This is a genomic window from Streptomyces pallidus (ex Mingjun et al. 2026) (assembly GCF_051550185.1).
Classification (GTDB): domain Bacteria; phylum Actinomycetota; class Actinomycetes; order Streptomycetales; family Streptomycetaceae; genus Streptomyces.
This window is the reverse complement of sequence record NZ_CP196181.1, coordinates 2,742,251-2,762,513: the sequence shown is the minus strand read 5'-3', so window position 1 is coordinate 2,762,513 and position 20,263 is coordinate 2,742,251. Positions and strand designations below refer to the sequence as shown.

The window sequence follows — 20,263 nt, the reverse complement described above, 5'->3', positions numbered from 1 at the left end:
GAGGCGTGCCTCGCACGACTCGCCGACGCGGCGCGACCCCTCCCGGTTCGGGGGCGGGGAGGGTGCGCCCGCGGGTGGGCCCGCACGTGAAGGGGCCCGACCGGATCGCTCCGGCCGGGCCCCTTCACGCACAGCGGTACCGTCAGCCCAGGCGGGCCACGCCGTCGGCCTTGGCCGCGGCTGCGACCGCGGCCGCCACCGCGTCCGCGACCCGCTCGTCGAACGGCGACGGGATCACGTAGTCGGCGGCGAGCTCGTCACCCACGACACCGGCGATGGCGTCGGCGGCGGCGATCTTCATGCCCTCGGTGATCCGGGCGGCGCGGACCTTGAGGGCGCCCGCGAAGATGCCCGGGAAGGCCAGCACGTTGTTGATCTGGTTCGGGAAGTCCGAGCGGCCCGTGGCCACGACCGCCGCGTACTTGTGCGCGACGTCCGGGTGGACCTCCGGGTTCGGGTTGGCCATGGCGAAGACGAAGGAGTCCTTCGCCATCGAGGCCACCGCCTCCTCGGGCACCGTGCCGCCCGAGACGCCGATGAACACGTCCGCGCCGGCCAGGGCCTGCTCCAGCGAGCCGGTGATCCCGGACCGGTTGGTCAGGCCCGCGATCTCGGCCTTGACGTCCGTCAGGTCGCCGCGGTCGGCGGACACGACGCCCTTGCGGTCGGTGACGCACACGTCACCGATGCCCGCGTCCACGAGGATCTTGGCGATGGCGATGCCCGCCGCGCCGGCACCCGAGATCACGGCGCGCAGGTCGCCGAGCGTGCGCCCGGTGAGCTTGGCGGCGTTGCGCAGGGCGGCCAGGGTCACGATGGCCGTGCCGTGCTGGTCGTCGTGGAAGATCGGGATGTCGAGCGCCTCCTGGAGGCGGCGCTCGATCTCGAAGCAGCGCGGCGCCGAGATGTCCTCCAGGTTCACCCCCCCGAAGGAGGGCGCGAGGCGGACGACGGTGTCCACGATCTCGTCGGTGTCCTTGGTGGCGAGCGCGATCGGAACCGCGTCCACACCACCGAACTGCTTGAAGAGGATGGCCTTGCCTTCCATCACCGGAAGGGAGGCCTCGGGCCCGATGTCGCCGAGTCCGAGCACGGCCGTGCCGTCGGTGACGACGGCGACCACGTTGGACTTCCAGGTGTATTCGTTGACGAGCTCGGGCTGCTCCGCGATCGCGGTGCAGACCTTCGCCACGCCGGGCGTGTAGGCGAGGGACAGGTCGTCCTTGTTCTGGACCGGCACCGTGGCCTGGATGGCCATCTTGCCGCCCCGGTGCAGTGCGAACACCGCGTCGGGGTTGTTGTCCGTATCGCTGTCGCTGCGAGGATTGACGATCTCCGCTGCCACTGTTCTAGACCCCTTAAGTCTTCTGTCGTTGAGGGTGGCCACTCCTGGTTAAGGGGTGGGCGGGCACCGCGTACGTACTCCGCATCGACGGTTGGCCCGTCTCCGCGGAGGGGAGGCACGTACGCGCGGGGCGCGCCGCACGCGCGCCCTGAGCCCCGGATGAGGGGTGTAAGGATCCGTTGTACCCGAAGAACGCTCACCCAGACGAGTCGCTTCCCTCGGGACCGGAGGGCTCTTGTCCCGATTTCGGCGAAAGGTCCAAACGGGTCTGTCCAATAGGCGAGACGAGCCGTAAATAATCCAGTAAAAAGACCAGGTCACAGCTGTTTCTTCGGTCCATCGACGCGCTTCCCGCAGGCAAGTTGGACACTCCGGGACACCTGTTATCCGATTTTGACCTGACGAACTGCCTGAATGCGTCAGTCCGAATGGCAAGATGCGGATTCACACGAGGTCGCGACACTCGAAGGTGCGTGCCCGACCGCTCTCGCTTGCTCTTCACCAGTCAGCCGGAGGAACCAGCTCATGACCGCAAGCACCACCCGTCGTACGACCGCCGCCCGGTCCCGGATTGCCGCGGTCGGCGCGATCGCGGTCGCCGGCGCCCTGATCCTGACCGGTTGCGGCGACCAGACCGACAAGGCCTCCACGGCCCCGTCGGGCCAGGCCGCGAACAGCTCCGCCCCGCTCTTCGCCAAGCTCCCGAAGAAGATCCAGGACGCTGGCGTGATCAAGGTCGGTACGGACGCGACCTACGCCCCGATGGAGTTCACCGAGGGCGGCAAGATCGTCGGTGTCGACCCCGACGTCGCTGCGGCGCTGGCGAAGCAGCTGGGCGTGCAGTTCAAGTTCGAGTCCGGCACCTTCGACACCCTGATCGGCAGCATGCAGACCGGCCGCAGCGACGTGGTCATGTCCTCGCTGAGCGACACCAAGAAGCGCCAGGAGGGCCTGGACGACAAGGGCAACAAGACCGGTGCGGGCGTCGACTTCGTCGACTACTTCTCCTCCTCCACCGCCCTGCTGGTGAAGAAGGGCAACCCGGAGGGCCTGAAGACCCTCGCCGACCTGTGCGGCAAGAAGGTCGCCGTCCAGCGCGGCACCACCTACGAGCAGGCCGCCAAGGACCTGGCCGAGAAGTGCAAGGCGGACGGCAAGGGCGAGCTCTCCATCGAGTCCTTCCCGACCGACGCCGAGGCCCAGACCCGTGTGAAGGCCGGCGGCGCCGCCGCCGACCTGAACGACTCCCCGGTCGCCGCGTACATCGCGAAGACCGCGGGCGGCGGCAACGACTTCGAGGCGGTCCCGGACCCGTCCGACGCCGGCCTCTTCGGCATCGCCGTGGACAAGAAGAACACCCAGCTGCGCGACGCGCTGAAGGAAGCGCTGGACGCGATCATCAAGGACGGCACCTACAAGGCCGCCCTGGACAAGTGGAACGCGGGCTCCGGCGCCGTGACCGAGGCCAAGGTCAACGCCGGCCAGTGACCCCGCGGAGTACTCCCCTCGTACTTCGTCTTCCTTGCACCATCGAAGGGCAGTCACTGTGACTGACAAGCTCCACAAGGCCTCCGGCCCGGCGGACAACCCGCCGGCCGGGGCCGTCCCCCACGAGGCGATCCGCGCCATCCCGGTGCGCCACTACGGCCGGTGGATCAGCGCCGTGGTCGTCCTCGCACTCGCCGCAGCGCTCGTCTACGCCTTCTCCCAGGGCAACGTGCGCTGGGCCACCGTGCCCGAGAAGCTGTTCGACCCCACGATCATCAAGGGTGTCGGCAACACCATCTGGATCAGCGTCACCTCGATGGCGCTGGGTCTGGTCCTCGGTGTCGTCTTCGCGGTGATGCGGCTCTCGAAGAACCCCGTGACCAGCACGATCGCCTGGTTCTACATCTGGTTCTTCCGCGGTACCCCGGTGTACGTCCAGCTCCTCATCTGGTTCAACCTCGCCCTGATCTTCCCGATCCTGAACCTCGGGTTCTACAAGGACGAGATGACCCAGGTCATGACGCCGTTCCTGGCCGCCCTGCTGGGCCTCGGCCTGAACGAGGGCGCGTACATGGCGGAGATCGTCCGCGCCGGCATCCAGTCCGTCGACGAGGGCCAGACCGAGGCCTCGCACGCCCTGGGCATGACCCAGACGCAGACCATGCGCCGCGTGGTCCTCCCGCAGGCCATGCGCGTGATCGTCCCGCCGACGGGCAACGAGTTCATCAACATGCTCAAGACCTCGTCGCTGGTCGTGGCCGTGCAGTACTTCGACCTGCTGCGGGCCGCCCAGGACATCGCGTCCACCTCGTTCGCGGTGATGGAGATGTTCTTCGTCGCGTCCATCTGGTACCTGGCGCTGACCAGCGTCTTCTCGATCGGCCAGTACTACCTGGAGCGGCACTACGCCCGCGGTGCGCTGCGCACCCTGCCGCCCACGCCGTGGCAGAAGCTCAAGGCGAACATCTCCCGCTTCTCGAACCGCAAGGCGGTGGCCTGATGACGACTGCCATGGTGAAGGCCGAGGGCGTCCACAAGTCCTACGGCGCGGCGCACATCCTCAAGGGCATCGACCTGGAGGTCGCCCCGCGTGAGGTGTTCTGCCTGATCGGCCCCTCGGGCTCGGGCAAGTCGACCTTCCTCCGGTGCATCAACCACCTGGAGAAGGTCAACGGCGGCAAGCTCTACGTCGACGGCCAGCTCGTCGGCTACCGCCAGAAGGGCGACAAGCTCTACGAGCTGAAGGACAGCGAGGTCGCGGCCCAGCGCCGGGACATCGGCATGGTCTTCCAGCGCTTCAACCTCTTCCCGCACATGACGGCCATCGAGAACGTCATGGAAGCGCCGGTGATGGTCAAGCGCGAGTCCAAGGCGGTGGCCCGCGAGCGCGCCATCAAGCTGCTCGACCGGGTCGGCCTCGGCGACAAGGGCGGGAACTACCCCTCGCAGCTCTCCGGCGGCCAGCAGCAGCGCGTGGCGATCGCCCGTGCGCTGGCCATGGAGCCGAAGCTGATGCTGTTCGACGAGCCCACCTCGGCGCTCGACCCCGAGCTCGTCGGCGACGTCCTCGACGTCATGCGGGACCTGGCCGAGTCGGGCATGACCATGGTCGTGGTCACGCACGAGATGGGCTTCGCCCGCGAGGTCGGCGACAACCTCGTCTTCATGGACGGCGGCGTCGTGGTCGAGTCCGGCCACCCGCGCGAGGTCCTGGGCAACCCGCAGCACGACCGGACGAAGGCGTTCCTGTCCAAGGTGCTCTGAGCCGGCCGGGCCGGCGCCCGACACCCCGGGAGGGGCGGTACGGATCCCGTACCGCCCCTCCCGCGTTCCGCAGGTCCTCGCTCCCCTCCGAGGACTCCTGCCTCAGACCGGGGACCAGGGAGCCGGAGGGGGAGCACCAGGCCGCGCGTCCCGGGCGGCGCGGTCGGCCCCGTTGATCCGCGGGGTCGAGGCGTCGGGCATGTGGTCGGCGTTCCCGAAGACCCCGCCCCCGCGCACCAACGGGGCGAGCTGCCCGTAGAGGGTCGCGAGCTGCGGCTGTGCAGCCGGTGCAGCGCGGTGGCCGTCAAGCACGGCGTCGTACGCCCGTGCTCGTCGCGCCCGGGAACCGCTTGAGGACGCGGTCCGTAATACTTCCCGTACGGCACGCCAGATCCAGCACCCGGGGGGTGGGGCCGACGAACGCCTCCAGCATGTCCGGCATCACGCGGAACCGCTCCTCGCGGTCCGGCGCGTACGCCTCCCGCTGACGGTCCCGGGTGTCCTGCCGGGCCTGCCAGTCGGTCGCCGTACGCGTCATCGCGAACCCCTCCACCCGTAATACCCTCGAATACGTAGCAGCTGTTACCCGGACCCTCGTCTGCATCCGTAAGGACTACAAGTGGAACTGGCCCATTACTCGGACTTCGCCGTGCGCCTGGTCAACACCGAGGAGCCGGCCCGCAACAAGGACGCCCTCACCTCGGTCGACGCCGTGCGCGCCCTCTTCGGCGCCAGCACGCAGATGGCCCGCCGGGTCACCGACACCGACGTGACCCGCTTCCGCAACGTCCGCGGCCGGCTGCGGGCCGTCTTCGAGGCCGCCGACGGCGGCGACCACGTCCTCGCGGTCGACCTGCTCAACTCCCTGCTCATGGAGTTCCCGGTCAGCCCCCAGGTCTCCGGCCACGAGACCCTGGACGAGGACGGCACCCCCAAGTGGCACATCCACCTCGCCGACCACCCCTCGAACGCCTCCGCGGGCTACGCCGCCATCGCCTCCTTCGGCCTGGCGTTCCACCTCACCGAGCACGGCCCCGACCGCCTCGGCCTGTGCCAGGCGCCGCCCTGCCGCAACGCCTACCTGGACACCTCCACCAACCGCTCCCGGCGCTACTGCTCCGACCGCTGCGCCACCCGGGCGAACGTCGCCGCCTACCGCGCCCGCAAGCGGCTGGAGGCCGAGGCGTCCGCCCGCAGCGGCCGCAGCGCCGAGGCCGCCCAGGACAGCCGCGCCCTCAGCGAGCTCTGATCCTCCGGGCGCGGCCGGAACCGCAGCACCGCCGTCGCCAGCACCAGGTCCTCGGGCACCGCCCCGTAGTCGGTGCTGTCGCCGGTCGTGTTGAACGGGTTGTCCCCGAGCACCCACCAGCCGCCCGGCCGCCGCTCCACCGCCCGCTTCACCACCAGCAGGTCCTGCTGGAACGGGTGGCGCAGCACCACCACGTCACCCGGCCGCACGACCGCCCCGTACCGCACCACCAGCCGGTCGCCGTGCAGCAGCGTCGGCGCCATCGACGGCCCCGTCACCTCCAGCACCTCGAACCGGGAACCGCCCCTACCCGCCGTCCTGCCCGCCATCCGCGACCTCCTCGCCCGCTCGTTCCTCACCGGGCATGCTGCCGCACCCCGCCGTACGTTCGCTCACCACGGCACGACCCGCCCTGGACTTTTGTCCTAAGCCCATGGGGCCGCTCGCGAAATCCGCTGTGCCACGGAGTAATCTCCCCCTTGAGAAGACGATCACGAGGAGGAAGAATCTCCATGCTTTCCCGCCTCTTCGCCCCCAAGGCGAAGGTCTCCGCCCACTGCGACCTGCCGTGCGGCGTGTACGACCCTGCCCAGGCCCGCATCGAGGCCGAGTCGGTCAAGGCCGTCCAGGAGAAGTACCAGGCCAACGAGGACGCCGACTTCCGCGCCCGCGCCATCACCATCAAGGAGCAGCGCGCCGAGCTCGCCAAGCACCACGTCTCGGTGCTGTGGAGCGACTACTTCAAGCCGCCGCACTTCGAGAAGTACCCGCAGCTGCACACCCTGGTCAACGACACCCTGAAGGCCCTCTCGGCCGCCAAGGCGTCCAACGACCCGGCGACCGGCCAGAAGGCCCTCGACCTCATCGCCGAGATCGACCGCATCTTCTGGGAGACCAAGGCCGCCTGAGGCGCGCCTCCCCCCATGACGCCGGAGGGGCCCGACCGTCACCGGTCGGGCCCCTCCGCCGCAGCGGGCCCCGCGCGCTCGCGCCGCAGGTCCCGCCGGTCTCACTCGTCCTCGTCGTCCTCGTCGTCCAGCCGCGCCAGCCACGTGGCCAGCCGCTCCACCGGGACCTCGAAGTCCGGGTTCAGGTCGACGAACGTACGCAGCTGCTCGGCCAGCCACTCGAAAGTGACCTCCTCCTCGCCGCGCCGCTTCTCCAGCTCCTCGATGCCGCGATCGGTGAAGTACAAGTCGGGCTCCGTGCCGTGATGAAGATGTGCATGCGGATGTTTCCCGCCAGGATAATCCGCATAACCGGCGAGACCTCCCCTCCGACCGGCCCCGGCGCTAGCCTGGAGTGCCTTTCCAATCGCGAGAGGGGCGGGGGATGCCAGACGCGCGCACCGACGGCACCGCACGCGCCTACGAACTCCTCGAACCCCTGGTCCAGGCCGCGACCGTACGCGTCCACGCCGCCCCCGACGGGTATGCACCCCCCGGGACCGGCCCCACCTGGGGGAGCGGCTTCTTCATCGCCCCCGGCTGGGTCCTGACCTGCGCGCACGTCGTCGGCGAAGGGGGTGCTGCGGTGCGTCTCGCGGGACGTGAGCTCGGCATCACCTTCTCCTCCGGCCCCCGCACCACCGGGACCGTCACCGGCCGCGTCGAATGCGTCCTGCCGGAACGGCTCGAAGAGCGCCGGCCCGCCCGCCGCGCCCTGTGGGACCTCCCCGACCTGGCCCTCGTCCGCGTCCTCGCCCCCGTCTCCCACGCCTGCGTACGCCTCACCGACCGCGCCCGGCCGCGCCTCGACGAGGTCGCCTACTTCGGCTGCACCGAGGACCTCGGCACCCCCGAGATCACCGGCCGCACCACCCGGCTGCGCGGAACCGCGGGCGGCGGCGCCGCCCTGCGCCTCGGCGACGACGACGAGATCGAACCCGGCATGTCCGGAGGCCCCGTCGTGGACCTCGCCCACGGCGAGGTCGTCGGCGTCGTCAAGGCCCGCCGGCACACCGGCGGCGGCGGACTCGCCGTCTCCGTCATCCAGCTGCGCACCCTGCCCCTGGCCGCCACCGGCCAGGTCGGCCTCTACCGCCGGGTCATGCAGGCCCACGACCTCTACCACTACGACCAGCACCTCAGCGACCTCGACACCCGCCGCACCTGGACCGACCTGCACGGCGAACTCGGCGCCCTCGGCGCCGCCCGGGCCGCCACCGCCGGCCCCGCCCCACTCCCCGGCTCCGGCGCCCCGTACACCGCGGCGGGCCGGCTGACCCCCGCCGAGCGCACCACCCTGTGCGGGCTGCTCGCCGAACTGCCGCCGCCCCCGTCCTCCGAGGCGGTCCGCGCCCTCGTCGAGGCCGCCCGCGGCGAGGAACCCGACCCCGCCCTGCCCGCCCCGCTCAGCTGGCGCGACGGCCTCGGCATGCTCCACGACCCGCCCGGCGGCGCCGGCGAGGCCGCCGCCATGCTGCGGTACGCCACCGACGTCAGCGTCGCCGACTTCCGCGAGCCGCCCGCCCCCGGCGCCGACGAGGAACTGTGGGACTGGGTCCGCGCCACCGCCGAACGGCTCTGGCGGCCCCTGCGCCGGGAACTCGGCGAACGCCGCGACCAGGGCCTCGCCGAACGGCAACGCCGCCGCCGTGCCCGCGCCGCGTACGGCGCCCCGGGCCCCCAGCAGCACGGCCGGCCCGGCGACCCCCTGCCCCAGGGGCCCTCCGTACTGCTGGAGGCCTGGGCCCACGGGTGGGAGGACGTCTACGACTGGCGCGTCTCCGTCCTCGCCGGCCCCGCCCACCCCGGCCGGGTCACCCCCGTCGGCTCCGGCGTCCGCGCCACCCGGGCCGGGCTGCCGGAGGCGGTGCGCGACGCCCTCGCCGAGGCCTTCCGCCGCTGCGACACCCACGAGGCCGCCGCCGTCCTCGAAGTCGCCGTGGCCCCCGAACTGTTCGGACTGCCGGTGGACACCTGGGTGCTGACCGGGCGGGTCCCGCTCGGCGTCCAGCGGCCCGTCGTGCTGCGCCACCCCGCCGGAGGCGACGGCGCGCACCCCGCCGACGCCGACGCCGCCCACCGCAGGGCCGACCGCTGGGCGCGCGTCCAGGCGGGGCCGCTGCTGGACGAACGGGCCGACTGCGCCCGCGGTCGGCCCCGCAGCCCGTCCCCGGCCTGGCTGGACGGACTCGCGGACAACACCGTGCCGGTGCACTGCCGGACCGCCGACGCGGAACCCACCCGCGGATCCCTGTACGCGGTCCGCGACGCCGGGTACGGGGTGGCGGTCACCCGGCGGCCCCCGGCCGACCCGGGGGAGTCCTGCGCACCGTTCCACCGCGGACTGCGCGAGGAACTGACCGAGGCCGGGCGGGGCGCACCGCTGCCGGTGCGGCTGCAGGCGCTGCGGGCCCGCGCCCACGGGGCGGACCCCGACGCCTACTGGGCGAACGGGATGGCCCTCGTCTGGGACGACCCGGCCCGCGCCCTGCCCGAGGAAGAGCCGCTGCAGGGGGACCTGTGACGGGCGGGAGGGGACCCGCGGGAGGGGACCCGGGAGGGGACGGACGTGAACGAGGAATGGCTCATCTACCGTGGGGTCGGCGAACCCCACGACGGCATCGACACCCTGCCCGACCCACCACCCTGGCGGGACTTCGACGGCGGGCCGGTCGGCGAACCCCCGTTACCGGCCGCCACCGCCGACGGCAGCGTCGCGCGCCGGCTCGGCGCGCACCGGCAGGCCGCCGAACTCCACCGGCCCGAGCCGGAGGAGCTGGAGGCCATCAACGCGGCCCTCTACCTGCGCCGGCCGCTGCTCGTGACCGGCTACCCCGGCACCGGCAAGTCCACCCTCGCCCACGCCGTCGCCCACGAACTCAAACTCGGCCGGGTGCTGCGCTGGCCCGTGGTCTCCCGGACCGTGCTCCAGGAGGGCCTGTACCGCTACGACGCCATCGGCCGGCTCCAGGACGTGCAGATCGCCGCCAGCGGCGGCAGCCCCGGCGGCGCGCCCGGCATCGGCAAGTACATCCGGCTCGGCCCGCTCGGCACCGCCCTGCTGCCCGGCCGGCGGCCCCGCGTCCTCCTCGTCGACGAACTCGACAAGAGCGACATCGACCTGCCCAACGACCTCCTCAACGTCCTGGAGGAGGGCGAGTTCTCCCTGCCCGAACTGGAACGCGTCGCCGACAGCGAGCCCGAGGTGCAGGTCCTCACCGACGACGGGGCCAAGGTGACCGTCCGCGACGGCCGCGTCCGCTGCCGGGCCTTCCCCTTCATCATCCTCACCAGCAACGGCGAACGGGACTTCCCCGCCGCCCTGCTGCGCCGCTGCATCCAGCTCAAACTCGGCCAGCCCGGCGAGAAACGCCTCGCCACCATGGTCCGCGCCCACCTCGGCGAGGACGCCGCCCGGCTCGGCGCCGACCTGATCCGCGAGTTCCTCAGCCGCTCCCAGTCCGAACTCGTCGCCGCCGACCAGCTCCTGAACGCCATCTACCTCACCCACTACGCCTCCCCGCCCACCCGGGAGGACCTCGCCGACCTGCTCATCCAACGCCTCGACCGCCCGAGGTGACGCCCGTGCCGACCCCTCCAGCCCCCGCCGGACGCCCCGCCGGACCTCCCGCCGGCCCCCCCGCCCCGGCCGGGCGGCACGCCCCCGCGCCCCCCGAGATCCGCGACCTGGCCGGCCTGCTGCGCGCCGCCGGACTCGACCCCTCCGCCGAGGAGCTCGCCGACGCGCTCTGGCTCGCCGGCCGGATCGGCCCGCCCGCCCCCGCCGCCGCCCCCGCCCGCGCCGCCCGCCCCCCGCGCCGGCCCGCACCGCGCGACCAGCCGCCGCCCGAGGAGGGCCCCCCGCCCGCCGTCCACCCGCCCGAGGACCCGGTCCGGCTCTACGCCGCCCGCATGCGCGGCGCCGCCGCCGAGGACCCCGCCGCCTTGCCCGGCGGAGCCGGCGTGCCCGTACGCGTCCCCGGCGCCGCCGCACTGCCCCGGATCCTGGAGATACAGCGCGCGCTGCGCTCCCTCCAGCGGCACCGCCCGCCCGGTCCGCCCACCCGGCTCGTCCTCGACGAACCCGCCACCGCCGAGGCCAGCGCCCGCGCCCTCGGCCTCGTCATCCCCGTCCTGCGGCCCGAGAGCCGCCGCGAGGCCACCGTCCGGCTCGTGATGGACACCTCGCCCTCCATGGCCGTGTGGCAGGACATGTTCGAGGAACTGCGCGGCGTCTGCGAACGCCTCGGCGCCTTCCGCGACGTACAGGTCCACTACCTGCACCGGCTCGCCGACGGCCGCGCCGCCCTCGGCCAGGCCTCCGCCCCCGGCACCCGGCTGCGCTCCGGCGACCAGCTCCGCGACCCCAGCGGACGCTCCCTCACCATGGTCGTCTCCGACTGCGCCGGGCCCCTGTGGCGGGAGGGCGAAGCCCAGCGGGTCCTGCACCGCTGGGCCGAATGCACCCCCTGCGTCGTCGTCCAGCCGCTGCCCCAACGGCTGTGGAACCGCAGCTGGCTGCCGACCGAGCGGGGCACCCTCACCCGCGTCGAGGGCGGCGCCGGCAAACTCAGGTTCCGGCCCGACCGGCCCGCCCGCCCCGGCCGGCTCCGCGGCGGCCTCACCGTCCCCGTCCTCCCGCCGAACGCCACCGCGCTCGGCGCCTGGGCCCGCCTCGTCGCCGGCTTCGGCACCGGGCCCGTACCGGCCGAGGTGGGACGCGTCCTCGCCGACCACCCCGCCGCGCCCCTCCCGCCGCCGCGGGCCGTGCGGCCGCCCCGCGAACTCGTGCGCCGCTTCTACTCCTCCGCCTCGCCGCGCGCCGTACAGCTCGCCGTCTACCTGTCCGCCGCCCCGCTCACCCTGCCCGTGATGCGGCTCGTCCAGCGCACCATGCTGCCCGACTCCGAACCCTCCGACCTGGCGGAAGTGCTGCTCAGCGGGCTGCTGCGGCGCGGCCCGGCGCCGGGGGAGTGGTACGAGTTCACCCCCGGCGTCCAGGACGTCCTGCTCGGGCCGCTCGGCCGAGACGAGGCCGCCCTCGTCCTCAAGCACTGCTCGGAGTACGTCCTCGCGCACTTCGGGCGCGGGGTCCGCAACTTCCCCGCGCTCGCCGCCTCCCAGCTCACCGGGGAACCCGTGGTCGAGGAGGGCGGCGACGAGCGGGTCCCCGCCGCGCCGCTCCCGCAGGCCTTCGCCGAGGTCTCCGCCCGCGTCGTACGCCGCTACCTGCCCGGACCCGCCCAGCAGGACACCGCCGGCCCGGAACCCGCCGCGCCCCCGCCCGGACGGGGCTGGGCCGTGCGCACGGCCCGCGACCGGCTCGCCGCCCAGGACCGGCTGGGGGGCGACGGCGCCCAGCGCGGACTGTACGAGGCCGTCGCCGTGCTGCGCCGCGCGCTGGCCGCCCCCGCCGGCCCCGACGACCCGGCCGGCGAGGCCGAGTGCGAGCTGGCCGGGGCCCTGCTGCGCCTGTGGGCCCGGCAGCGGGACCCGGAACTGCTGGCCGAGGCCGAGCAGGCCGTGGGCGCACTGCACACCGCCCCCGCCAGGGCGCTGCGCGGCCGGGTGCTGTACGAGCGGGCGCGGGCGGCGCCGGCCGAGCGGCCGGACGCGGAACTGCTGACCGCGGAGCTGCTGGCCGCCGCCGAACGGGAGTTCGCGGCCGCGGCCGCCGCCCCGGACGGCGACGCGCGGCTGCGGCTGGACTGCACGGTGCGGCAGGCCCGGGCCCTGGTCGCGCTGGGCGAGCTCCGCGACGACCCGATACCCCTGCTCCAGGCCCGGGCCGTGCTGGAGGCCCTGGCCGGCTCCGGGGCCGGGCCGGGGACCGGGGCCGACCCGGGCGTGCTGCGGCCGGCCCTGGGGCGGGTGCTGCTGGCCCTGCTGCCCCGCACCCCCGACCCGGTGGAACGCACCGCGCTGGCCGAGCAGGCCGCCGGACACCTGGCATCGGGGCTGCCGGAGACGGCCGGGGGAGCGGGGGCGGACGCCCTGCCGGGACGCGGCCCGGCCGCCGGAGCGGACCCGGGCGGCGCGGGGCCGGCGGGGCCGGCGCCGGGACCCTCCCGGGACGCAGTCGGAGCGGGTGCCGCGGTCGCGGGGACCGCCGGGCCTGCCGGGACGGGGGCCGGGCCCTCCGGGGCCGAGGTGCCCGTACGTGCCAGCGGGCGGCCCGTGGCGGCCGGATCCGGGCCGGGGACGGCCGAGTCCGATGGGTCGGCTCCCGGGCCGGGCCGGGACCGGGCGCGCACCGCGCGGCTGCGGGTGGACCTGGCCACGGCCCTGCGCTACCTGCCCGCCCGGCTGGAGGAGGCGTCCGGCCAGCTGGCCCGGGCGCTGGCCGAGGCCGACGGCGACCCGGAGCTCCGGCTCGCCGCGCTGGTGTGCCTGGCCCGCGTGCACCGGGCCCGGTCCGCGCGGGACGCGGACCCGACGGCGCTGGAGGACGCGGCCGACGCGTACGGGCGGGCCCGCCGGCTGATCCCCCGTGACGCGGAGGCCTACGCGGAGCTGCTGCCCGAGTGGGGCGACGTACTCCTGGAGCGGGCCCGGGCCGCGGGCGGACGGCGGTTCACCTCGGCGGCCGTACGGGTGCTGCGCGACAGCCGGGCCGCGGTCCCGCAGTCCGACGCCCGCTCCGCGCACCGGCTGGTGCGGCTCGCGGCGGGGCTGCGGCTGCGGCACGGCTACGAGGGCGACGTGGTGGACCTGCGGGAGGCCGAGTACCTGCTGGAGCTGGCCGTCCGGCACAGCCGCAGCCCGCTGGAGCAGGCCCGCGCCTGGCGGGAGCACGGCGACGTCCAGCAGGAGATCCACGCCCACACCCGGGCCCTGGACCGCCTCGACCGGGCCGCCGACTCCTACCGGCGGGCCTGGCGGGCGGCCCTGGAGGCCGACCGCGCGGACCGCCGGGAGGTGGCCGTCGAGATCGCCGCCAGAGTCCAGGAGCTGCGCGGCGGGGTGCTGGAGCGGCTGGCCCGGCCCCGGGCCGCGCTCGACGCCTACCGGTCCGCCCTGGAGCTGTGGCGGGGGCTCGGGGAGGCGGCCGCGGACCGCCGGGAGGCGCTGGCCTCCCGGGTCCGCACCCTGGAGGCCGGGCTGTGAAGCCGGCGCCCGGGGCGTGAAGGGCCCGCCCGCGGGAACCTTTCAACGGGCGGGCCATCGGACAACGCAACACGCGACACCGCACGCGATTCGATACGGCGACTCAACGGGGGGACGGGCAGCCCATGGTGATCCGGCATCAGGCATCGCGCACGGAAGCGGCGGCGCGCACGGAAGGGGAAAGGGACACCGGTACGCACACCGACACGGAGACGGAGACGGAGACGGAAACGGAGGCGGAAACGGAGGCGGACGGCGGCCCGGGCCGCGGCGCGCACGCCCTCGGCGGCGTCCCGGCCGGAGAGCCGGGAGCGGCCCCGGGAGCGGGCGCCGACCGGCCGACGGCCTGCGCGCCCCGCCTCCCCGACCTGTCCGGATACGACCTGGCCGCACTGCGCGGGATCGACCACCCCGTGCTGGCCCGGGTCATCGAGGGCATGGTGGAACGGGTGACCCACCCCGCCGAGATCCTCAACGCCTTCGACTCCGGCGTCAACTGAGCGGCCGCTCACGCACCGCATCCCCAAGGCCACGCAGCGCACCCACAGTTGACCCGTTTCCGCCGTTAGCCGGTGCCGAACCCCGGGCAGGGATTGGACCGTCCGCCGGGGCAGGCGGCCGGGCGAGGAGGTGCAGGCGATGGGGCACACGGACAGGAGCGGCGGGTCCGCGCTGCCCGCGCACCGGGCCCACGCCCCCTGGCCCTACGCCCGGCTCGACGTCCCCGCGCTCCGCGCGGCCGGCCACCGCCCGCACCCCGTGAGGCAGTTCGTGCTGAAGACCCGCAGCCGCTGCAATCTCGCCTGCACCTACTGCTACGTGTACGAGATGGCCGACCGGAGCTGGCGCGGCCGACCCGCCGCCATGTCCCCCGAAACCACCGCCCGCGCCGCCGCCCGCATCGCCGAGCACGCCGCCGCACACCGCCTGAACCGCGTCGACCTCGTCCTGCACGGCGGCGAACCGCTGCTCACCGCCCCCGCCGAGCTGGCCGCCCCCGTCGACGCCGTACGGGCGGCCCTGCACGCGGCCTCCCCGCGCACCAGGGTCACCGCCACCGTCCAGACCAACGGCACCCTGCTCACCCGCGGCCGGCTCAGCGCGCTCGCCGCCGCCGGGATCCGCATCGGCGTCAGCCTGGACGGGGGGCTGCCCGAGCACAACAGCCGCCGCGTGGACCACGCCGGGCGGCCCGGGTTCGGCGCGGCCGCCCGCGGGCTGCGGCTGCTCGCCCGACACCCCGAGAGCTACGCCGGCGTGCTGTGCGTGATCGACCCCGCCCAGGACCCGGTGCGGACGTACGAGTCCCTGCTCGCCTTCGCCCCGCCGAGCATCGGCCTGCTGCTGCCCCTCGCCAACTGGAGCACCCCGCCGCCCGGTCACCGCCCGGGCAGCACCCCGTACGCCGACTGGCTGATCGCCGTGTTCGAACGCTGGTGGCACGACGGGGCGCTGCGGACCCGGATCCGGATGTTCGAGGAGATCATCGCCCTGCTGCTCGGCCTGCCCGCCGCCACCGAGACCCTCGGCCTCGCCCCCGCCGCCACCGCCGTGATCGAGACCGACGGCACCCTGGAGCAGGCCGACTCGCTCAAATCCGCGTACGAGGGCGCGGCCGCCACCGGAATGGCGCTGCGGACCCACAGCTTCGACGACCTGCTCGACCACCCGGGACTGGCCGCCCGCCAGCTCGGGGCGGCAGCCCTCGCCGACCCCTGCCGGGCCTGCGAGCTGGTCGCCGTATGCGGCGGCGGCCACTACCCGCACCGCTACCGCGCCGGCGAGGGCTTCCGGCAGCCGTCCGTCTACTGCGAGGACCTCCAGACCGTCATCCGGCACGTCGCCGCCGCCCTCCACCGGGCCGCCGACCGCGCCGCCGTCCCCCGGGCGGCCGCCTCATGACCGACTCCCTCACCGCCTTCACCGTCGCCCGGCCCGTCCTGCGCGCCCTCGCCTCCACCGAACCCTCCGCCGAGGGCACCCGCCTCGTCCGCGCCGTCCGCCACTCCAAACGGCTCGTCCTGCTGCGCGCCGTGCTCGACGCCGCCCCCGGCGGACGCTCCGGCGAGGCCGCGGACCACTGGGCCCTGCTGGAGGAGGCCGAGCGGCACGACCCCGACGCCGTGCACGACGTCCTGCACTACCCGGCCACCGGCGTCTGGGCCGAGGAGACCCTCCGCCGGCTGCACGCCCCGCAGGGGCCCGCCGCCGACCTCGGCCACCTCGGCGCCCTCGCCGTCGCCGCGGCCCTGCGCGCCGGCATCGACTTCAAGGCCACCCTGAAGCCCGTCGGCGGCCGCCTCGCGCTGCCCACCCTCGGCCTGCTCCACCCGGCCCGGCCCGGCCCGCTGGCCCTCACCGAACGCTCCTGGGACCCCGACGACCCCGCCGCCCTGCCCCTGCACACCCTGCCCGGCGGCCGGACCGCCCTCGACGACCTCGACCCGTACCGGGCCCCCGGGCAGGCCCGCCCCGCGCCCGTCCGCGCCGCCCGCCGCCTCACCCCCAAGGGCCACAAGCGCTGGGACACCCAGTGGACCGGCGCCCTCACCCTGCTGGAGCGGTACGACACCGCCCGCGCCGGCGAGACCGGCCTGCTGCTGCGCTCCGTCGTCCCGCTCGGCGGCGGCTCCCGCTCCAGCGGCGCCACCCTGCCCGCGGCCGCCGGCTCCGTCCTCGCCCGCAGCCAGGCCCCGCCCGCCCTGGCCGCCACGCTCGTCCACGAGGTCCAGCACGGCAAGCTGACCGCCCTCGCCGACGTCCTCACCCTGCACACCGCCGACGCCACGCCCCGGCACTGGGCCCCCTGGCGCGCCGACCCCCGCCCGCTGGAAGGGCTCCTGCACGGCGCCTACGCCCACCTGGCCCTGGCCGGCTACTGGCAGCGCGCCGCCCTCTACGGAGCCCGCGGCGCCTGGGCCCAGCACGCCCGCATCCGCGCCCAGGTCGCCGCCGTCCTCCCCGTGCTCCGCGCGCACCCGCGACTCACCGCGACCGGCCGGGAGTTCACCGAGGCCATGGCCGCGGCCGAGCGGGCCATGGACGAGCTGCCGCCGCCCGGCGACCAGCACGCCGTCGCCCGCCGCGCCGTCGACCGGGCCCGCCGCGCCTGGTACGCGGAACATCCCGAACTCGCCCCGTCCGAACAGGGCTGACGGACCGTCCGCTGCGATACCGTGGCACCCCCGCCCACAGCCCGGATCCACCCCGTCCACCGCCCGGATTCCAGGGAGACGGCCGCATGACCACCGGTATTCGGCAGGAACGCGACCCGGCCCCCGCGCGGCCGCAGCGCTTCCTCATCAGCTTCGCCGGCTTCAACCGCCCCTGGGCCGTGTGGATCGCCCACCGGCTGGAGGAACACGGCCACCGCGTCGCCCTGCAACGCTGGGACCCGCAGTCCGCGGGCGGACTCACCCAGGCCCTCGACGACCTGGCCCGCAGCGGCAGCCGCGTCCTGCTCGTCCTCAGCGAGCGGTACTTCTCCGTCGGCACCCACACCGACGACGAGTGGAACACCGCCCTGCGCGCGGTCACCGACAGCCACCCCGGACGGTTCGCCGCCGTCAGCCTCACCGACGCCCTGCTGCCCAGCGCCGTCGCCACCCTGGAGACGACCGACCTGTGGGGCCTCGACGCGTACGAGGCCGAGTACCGCGTGCTGCGCCGCCTGGACCTGCCCACCGACCGCGTCGGCACCGAGACCGGCCGCCGCGGCCCCCGCTTCCCCAACGACCCCCCGGAGATCTGGGGCCGCGTCCCGCGCCGCAACCCCCGCTTCACCGGCCGCAACGACGTCATCGGCAACCTGCGCTCCGCCCTCAGCGAGGCACCCCCCGGCGCCTCCACCGTCACCCTGCTCGGTCTGTCCGGCGTCGGCAAGACACAGGTCGCCACCGAATACGCCTACCGCTTCGCCTCCGAGTACGACGTCGTGTGGTGGGTCCCCGCCGAGGACCGGCCCACCCTGCGCGAGCGGCTCGCGGAACTGGCCCCCGAGATGGGCCTGCCACGCGGCGCCGGCAGCTACGGCGAGCAGATCCGGTCCGTCCTGGAGGCGCTGCGGCGCGGCTCCCCGTACAACCGCTGGCTGGTCGTCTTCGACGGCTGCGACAACCCCGACGACCTCACCGACCTGCTGCCCTCCGGCGCCGGCGACGTCATCATCACCTCCCGCAACCGCGAGTGGGCCTCCCGGCACACCAGTCTCGTCGAGGTCCCGCTCTACGCCCGGCCCGAGTCGGTCACCTTCATCCGCCGCCGGGCCCGCCGGCTCACCGGCGCGGAGGCCGACCAGCTCGCCGAGGCCCTGGAGGACTACCCGCTCGCCCTCGACCAGACCGCCGGCTGGCTCGCCGACTCCCCGCTGACGGTCGACGACTACCTCGCGCTGCTGCGCCGCCGCCTCGACTCCCACGAGGCCGTCACCGTCTCCGACGACTACCCGCTGCCCTTCCCCACCGCGCTCGCGATACTGCTCAACAACGTCCGGGAGAACTTCCCCGACGCCCTCGCCCTGCTCCGGCTGTTCGTGTTCTTCGCACCCGGCCCGGTGCCGCTGCGGCTGCTGCGCGAGTTCCCCGTCGACGACGTGCCCGAGCAGCTCGCCGGGCTCATCAACGACCAGATCCGCTGGAACGCCGCCCTCAACAAGCTGGTGCAGTTCTCCGTCGTCCGACTGGAGTACTCCGACCTGTCCGTGGAGGAGGGCGGCGGCGGCCTGGAGACCGTACAGCTGCACCGCATGGTGCACGGCATCGTCCGCGAGAACCTCTCCGAGGAGGAGGCCGGACCGCTCGCCCGCGCCGTCCGCCAGGTCCTCGCCGCCGCCGACCCGGGCCGGCCCTCCGACTCCCGGCTGTGGCCCCGCTTCGCCGAGCTGATCCCGCACCTGGAGGCCGCCGGCGTGCTGACCAGCAGCAACCCGCGGATCCAGGGCTTCCTGCTGAACTGCCTGCGCTACCTGATCCTCGCCGGCGAGTACCGCACCTGCCTGCGCCTGGCCGAGCAGACCGACGCCGTCTGGCGGGCGATGCTCGGCGACGACCACGACCAGGTCCGCGAACTCAGCTACCACTACGGCGGCGCCCTGCGCATGCTCGGCCACTTCAAACAGGCCGAGGCCCTCGCCAAGGCGGTCGCCGACCGGCTCCTCGCCGAACGCGGCGACCGCGACCTGGAGACCCTGCGCGCCACCAGCACCTACGCGGGCGTCCTGCTCGGCACCGCCAAGTTCGAACAGGCCCGGGAGCTGCTGGAACACGCCTTCGCCCGGTACCGCGAGCTCCTCGGCGAGGACGACTCCACCACCCTGAACGCCGAGAACAACGTCGCCGTCGCGCTGCGCCTGCTGGGCCGCTACCAGGAGGCGTACGAGACCGACCTCGACACCCTGCGCCGCCGCGAACGGGTCCTGCGCGTCCGGCACATCGCCACCCTCTCCTCCGGGATCGGCTGCGCCATGGGACTGCGCCTGATGGGCCGCTACCGCGAGGCCCTCGCCCGGCAGGAACAGGGCCTCAAGCTCAACTCCCAGGTACTCGGCACCAACCACCCGCAGACCCTGCGCGCCGAGCACAACCTCGGCATGTGCCTGCGCCGCTCCGGGGACATCCCCGGCGCCGGCGCCCGGCTGCGCAGCGTCCTGGAGCGCTCCACGCGGGTGTTCGGCGCGGAGTTCCCCTGGACGCTGATGGTCGCCTCCGACTACGCCACCTACCTGCGCGAGTACGGGGACATCGGCGAGGCCCGCCGGATCTCCGAGGAGGTCGTGCGCGGCTACCAGACGCAGCTCGGCCTCGCGCACCCGTACAGCATCGGCACGGTCGGCAACCTCGCCCTCGTGCTGCGGGCCCAGGGCGAGCGCCGCGAGGCGCTGAACCTCGCCGAGCAGGCCCTGGTCGGCATGCGCGGCGCCGTCGGCGAGCGGCACCCCTGGGCGCTGGGCTGTGCCCTGAACGCCACCGGGCACCGCAACATCACCGGGCACCTCCAGGAGGCGCTTGACCTCGGCCGGGAGACGCTGCGCAACTGCGAGCAGGTGCTCGGCCCCGACCACCCGATGACGCTGAGCGCACAGATCGCCCTGGCCGCGGACCTGCGGTCGGTACGGGAGGACGCGGAGGCGGCCAAACACGAGGACGCGGGCCTGAAGGCGCTGACCCGCACCCTCGGCCCGCAGCACGTCCACACCGTCTCGGCCCGCCAGCGGATGCGCCCGTACTGGGACTTCGAGCCCCAGCCGTAAGCCGTAGGAGCTAGACCAGCCAGCCAGCCAGCCAGCCAGCCAGCCCTGCCGGACGGCGCGCACGCCCGCCTCGAAGCGCTGCGCGCCCCCAGGCGTTCCGTCAGGCCGACGTCGGG

15 protein-coding genes and 1 pseudogene are annotated in these 20,263 nt (G+C 74.5%); 12 read left to right on the top strand and 4 right to left on the bottom strand.

Translation table 11 applies throughout. From position 1 onward, the window contains the following. Nucleotides 1–142: 142 nt before the first annotated feature. Nucleotides 143–1,345 carry an NAD(P)-dependent malic enzyme gene (locus ACSHWO_RS11740; RefSeq protein ID WP_361089012.1) on the bottom strand — a complete coding sequence of 401 codons (1,203 nt, stop codon included), beginning with the start codon at nucleotides 1,343–1,345 and terminating at the stop codon, nucleotides 143–145. A 525-nt stretch (nucleotides 1,346–1,870) separates the two neighbouring features. On the opposite strand from ACSHWO_RS11740, the gene ACSHWO_RS11735 reads away from it, so the two are divergent. Genes ACSHWO_RS11735 through ACSHWO_RS11725 form a run of 3 tightly spaced genes read left to right on the top strand, consistent with a single transcriptional unit; the run spans nucleotide 1,871 to nucleotide 4,597 of the window. Further along, nucleotides 1,871–2,833 carry an ABC transporter substrate-binding protein gene (locus tag ACSHWO_RS11735; RefSeq protein ID WP_361089010.1) on the top strand — a complete coding sequence of 321 codons (963 nt, stop codon included), beginning with the start codon at nucleotides 1,871–1,873 and terminating at the stop codon, nucleotides 2,831–2,833. A gap of 58 nt (nucleotides 2,834–2,891) precedes the next feature. Then, nucleotides 2,892–3,833 (top strand): amino acid ABC transporter permease, encoded by a 942-nt coding sequence (locus tag ACSHWO_RS11730; RefSeq protein ID WP_361089008.1) that lies wholly within the window; start codon nucleotides 2,892–2,894, stop codon nucleotides 3,831–3,833. Next, nucleotides 3,833–4,597, top strand: a complete 765-nt coding sequence (locus ACSHWO_RS11725; RefSeq protein ID WP_361089006.1) for an amino acid ABC transporter ATP-binding protein — start codon at nucleotides 3,833–3,835, stop codon at nucleotides 4,595–4,597. Before ACSHWO_RS11730 ends, ACSHWO_RS11725 begins: the two co-directional genes overlap by 1 nt. Before the next feature lie 144 nt (nucleotides 4,598–4,741). Here the strand turns inward: ACSHWO_RS11725 and ACSHWO_RS11720 are convergent. Further along, nucleotides 4,742–5,135, bottom strand: a pseudogene (locus ACSHWO_RS11720) (SAM-dependent methyltransferase); the annotation flags it as partial. Between the two features lie 81 nt (nucleotides 5,136–5,216). Between ACSHWO_RS11720 and ACSHWO_RS11715 the strand changes: the two are divergent. After that, nucleotides 5,217–5,846, top strand: coding sequence for a CGNR zinc finger domain-containing protein (locus tag ACSHWO_RS11715; RefSeq protein WP_361089004.1), 630 nt, complete (start codon nucleotides 5,217–5,219; stop codon nucleotides 5,844–5,846). Here ACSHWO_RS11715 and sodX read toward each other — a convergent pair. Beyond that, nucleotides 5,750–6,175, bottom strand: a complete 426-nt coding sequence (gene sodX / locus ACSHWO_RS11710; protein WP_361089002.1) for a nickel-type superoxide dismutase maturation protease — start codon at nucleotides 6,173–6,175, stop codon at nucleotides 5,750–5,752. The genes ACSHWO_RS11715 and sodX overlap by 97 nt on opposite strands. A gap of 183 nt (nucleotides 6,176–6,358) precedes the next feature. On the opposite strand from sodX, the gene sodN reads away from it, so the two are divergent. Further along, the gene (sodN, locus tag ACSHWO_RS11705; RefSeq protein ID WP_048475438.1) at nucleotides 6,359–6,754 is read left to right on the top strand and encodes a superoxide dismutase, Ni; all 396 of its coding nucleotides are present in this window, start codon (nucleotides 6,359–6,361) and stop codon (nucleotides 6,752–6,754) included. Between the two features lie 101 nt (nucleotides 6,755–6,855). Here sodN and ACSHWO_RS11700 read toward each other — a convergent pair whose 3' ends face one another. After that, the gene (locus ACSHWO_RS11700; protein ID WP_010061466.1) at nucleotides 6,856–7,041 is read right to left on the bottom strand and encodes a DUF6104 family protein; all 186 of its coding nucleotides are present in this window, start codon (nucleotides 7,039–7,041) and stop codon (nucleotides 6,856–6,858) included. 137 nt (nucleotides 7,042–7,178) lie between these two features. Here ACSHWO_RS11700 and ACSHWO_RS11695 point away from each other — a divergent pair, with 137 nt between their 5' ends. From ACSHWO_RS11695 to fxsT, 7 genes are all read left to right on the top strand, one after another. Further along, the gene (locus ACSHWO_RS11695) at nucleotides 7,179–9,317 is read left to right on the top strand and encodes a trypsin-like peptidase domain-containing protein (RefSeq protein WP_385831342.1); all 2,139 of its coding nucleotides are present in this window, start codon (nucleotides 7,179–7,181) and stop codon (nucleotides 9,315–9,317) included. Nucleotides 9,318–9,362: 45 nt separating this feature from the next. Then, the gene (locus ACSHWO_RS11690) at nucleotides 9,363–10,373 is read left to right on the top strand and encodes an AAA family ATPase (RefSeq protein ID WP_385831328.1); all 1,011 of its coding nucleotides are present in this window, start codon (nucleotides 9,363–9,365) and stop codon (nucleotides 10,371–10,373) included. A gap of 5 nt (nucleotides 10,374–10,378) precedes the next feature. Then, nucleotides 10,379–13,900 (top strand): SAV_2336 N-terminal domain-related protein, encoded by a 3,522-nt coding sequence (locus ACSHWO_RS11685; protein ID WP_438311650.1) that lies wholly within the window; start codon nucleotides 10,379–10,381, stop codon nucleotides 13,898–13,900. A gap of 125 nt (nucleotides 13,901–14,025) precedes the next feature. Further along, nucleotides 14,026–14,400 carry an FxSxx-COOH cyclophane-containing RiPP peptide gene (gene fxsA, locus ACSHWO_RS11680; RefSeq protein ID WP_438311648.1) on the top strand — a complete coding sequence of 125 codons (375 nt, stop codon included), beginning with the start codon at nucleotides 14,026–14,028 and terminating at the stop codon, nucleotides 14,398–14,400. Nucleotides 14,401–14,539: 139 nt separating this feature from the next. Further along, nucleotides 14,540–15,802 (top strand): FxsB family cyclophane-forming radical SAM/SPASM peptide maturase, encoded by a 1,263-nt coding sequence (locus ACSHWO_RS11675; protein WP_361088992.1) that lies wholly within the window; start codon nucleotides 14,540–14,542, stop codon nucleotides 15,800–15,802. Next, nucleotides 15,799–17,055, top strand: coding sequence for an HEXXH motif domain-containing protein (locus ACSHWO_RS11670; protein ID WP_438311645.1), 1,257 nt, complete (start codon nucleotides 15,799–15,801; stop codon nucleotides 17,053–17,055). Before ACSHWO_RS11675 ends, ACSHWO_RS11670 begins: the two co-directional genes overlap by 4 nt. 86 nt (nucleotides 17,056–17,141) lie before the next feature. After that, nucleotides 17,142–20,147, top strand: coding sequence for an FxSxx-COOH system tetratricopeptide repeat protein (fxsT, locus tag ACSHWO_RS11665; protein WP_385831199.1), 3,006 nt, complete (start codon nucleotides 17,142–17,144; stop codon nucleotides 20,145–20,147). Nucleotides 20,148–20,263 lie beyond the last annotated feature (116 nt).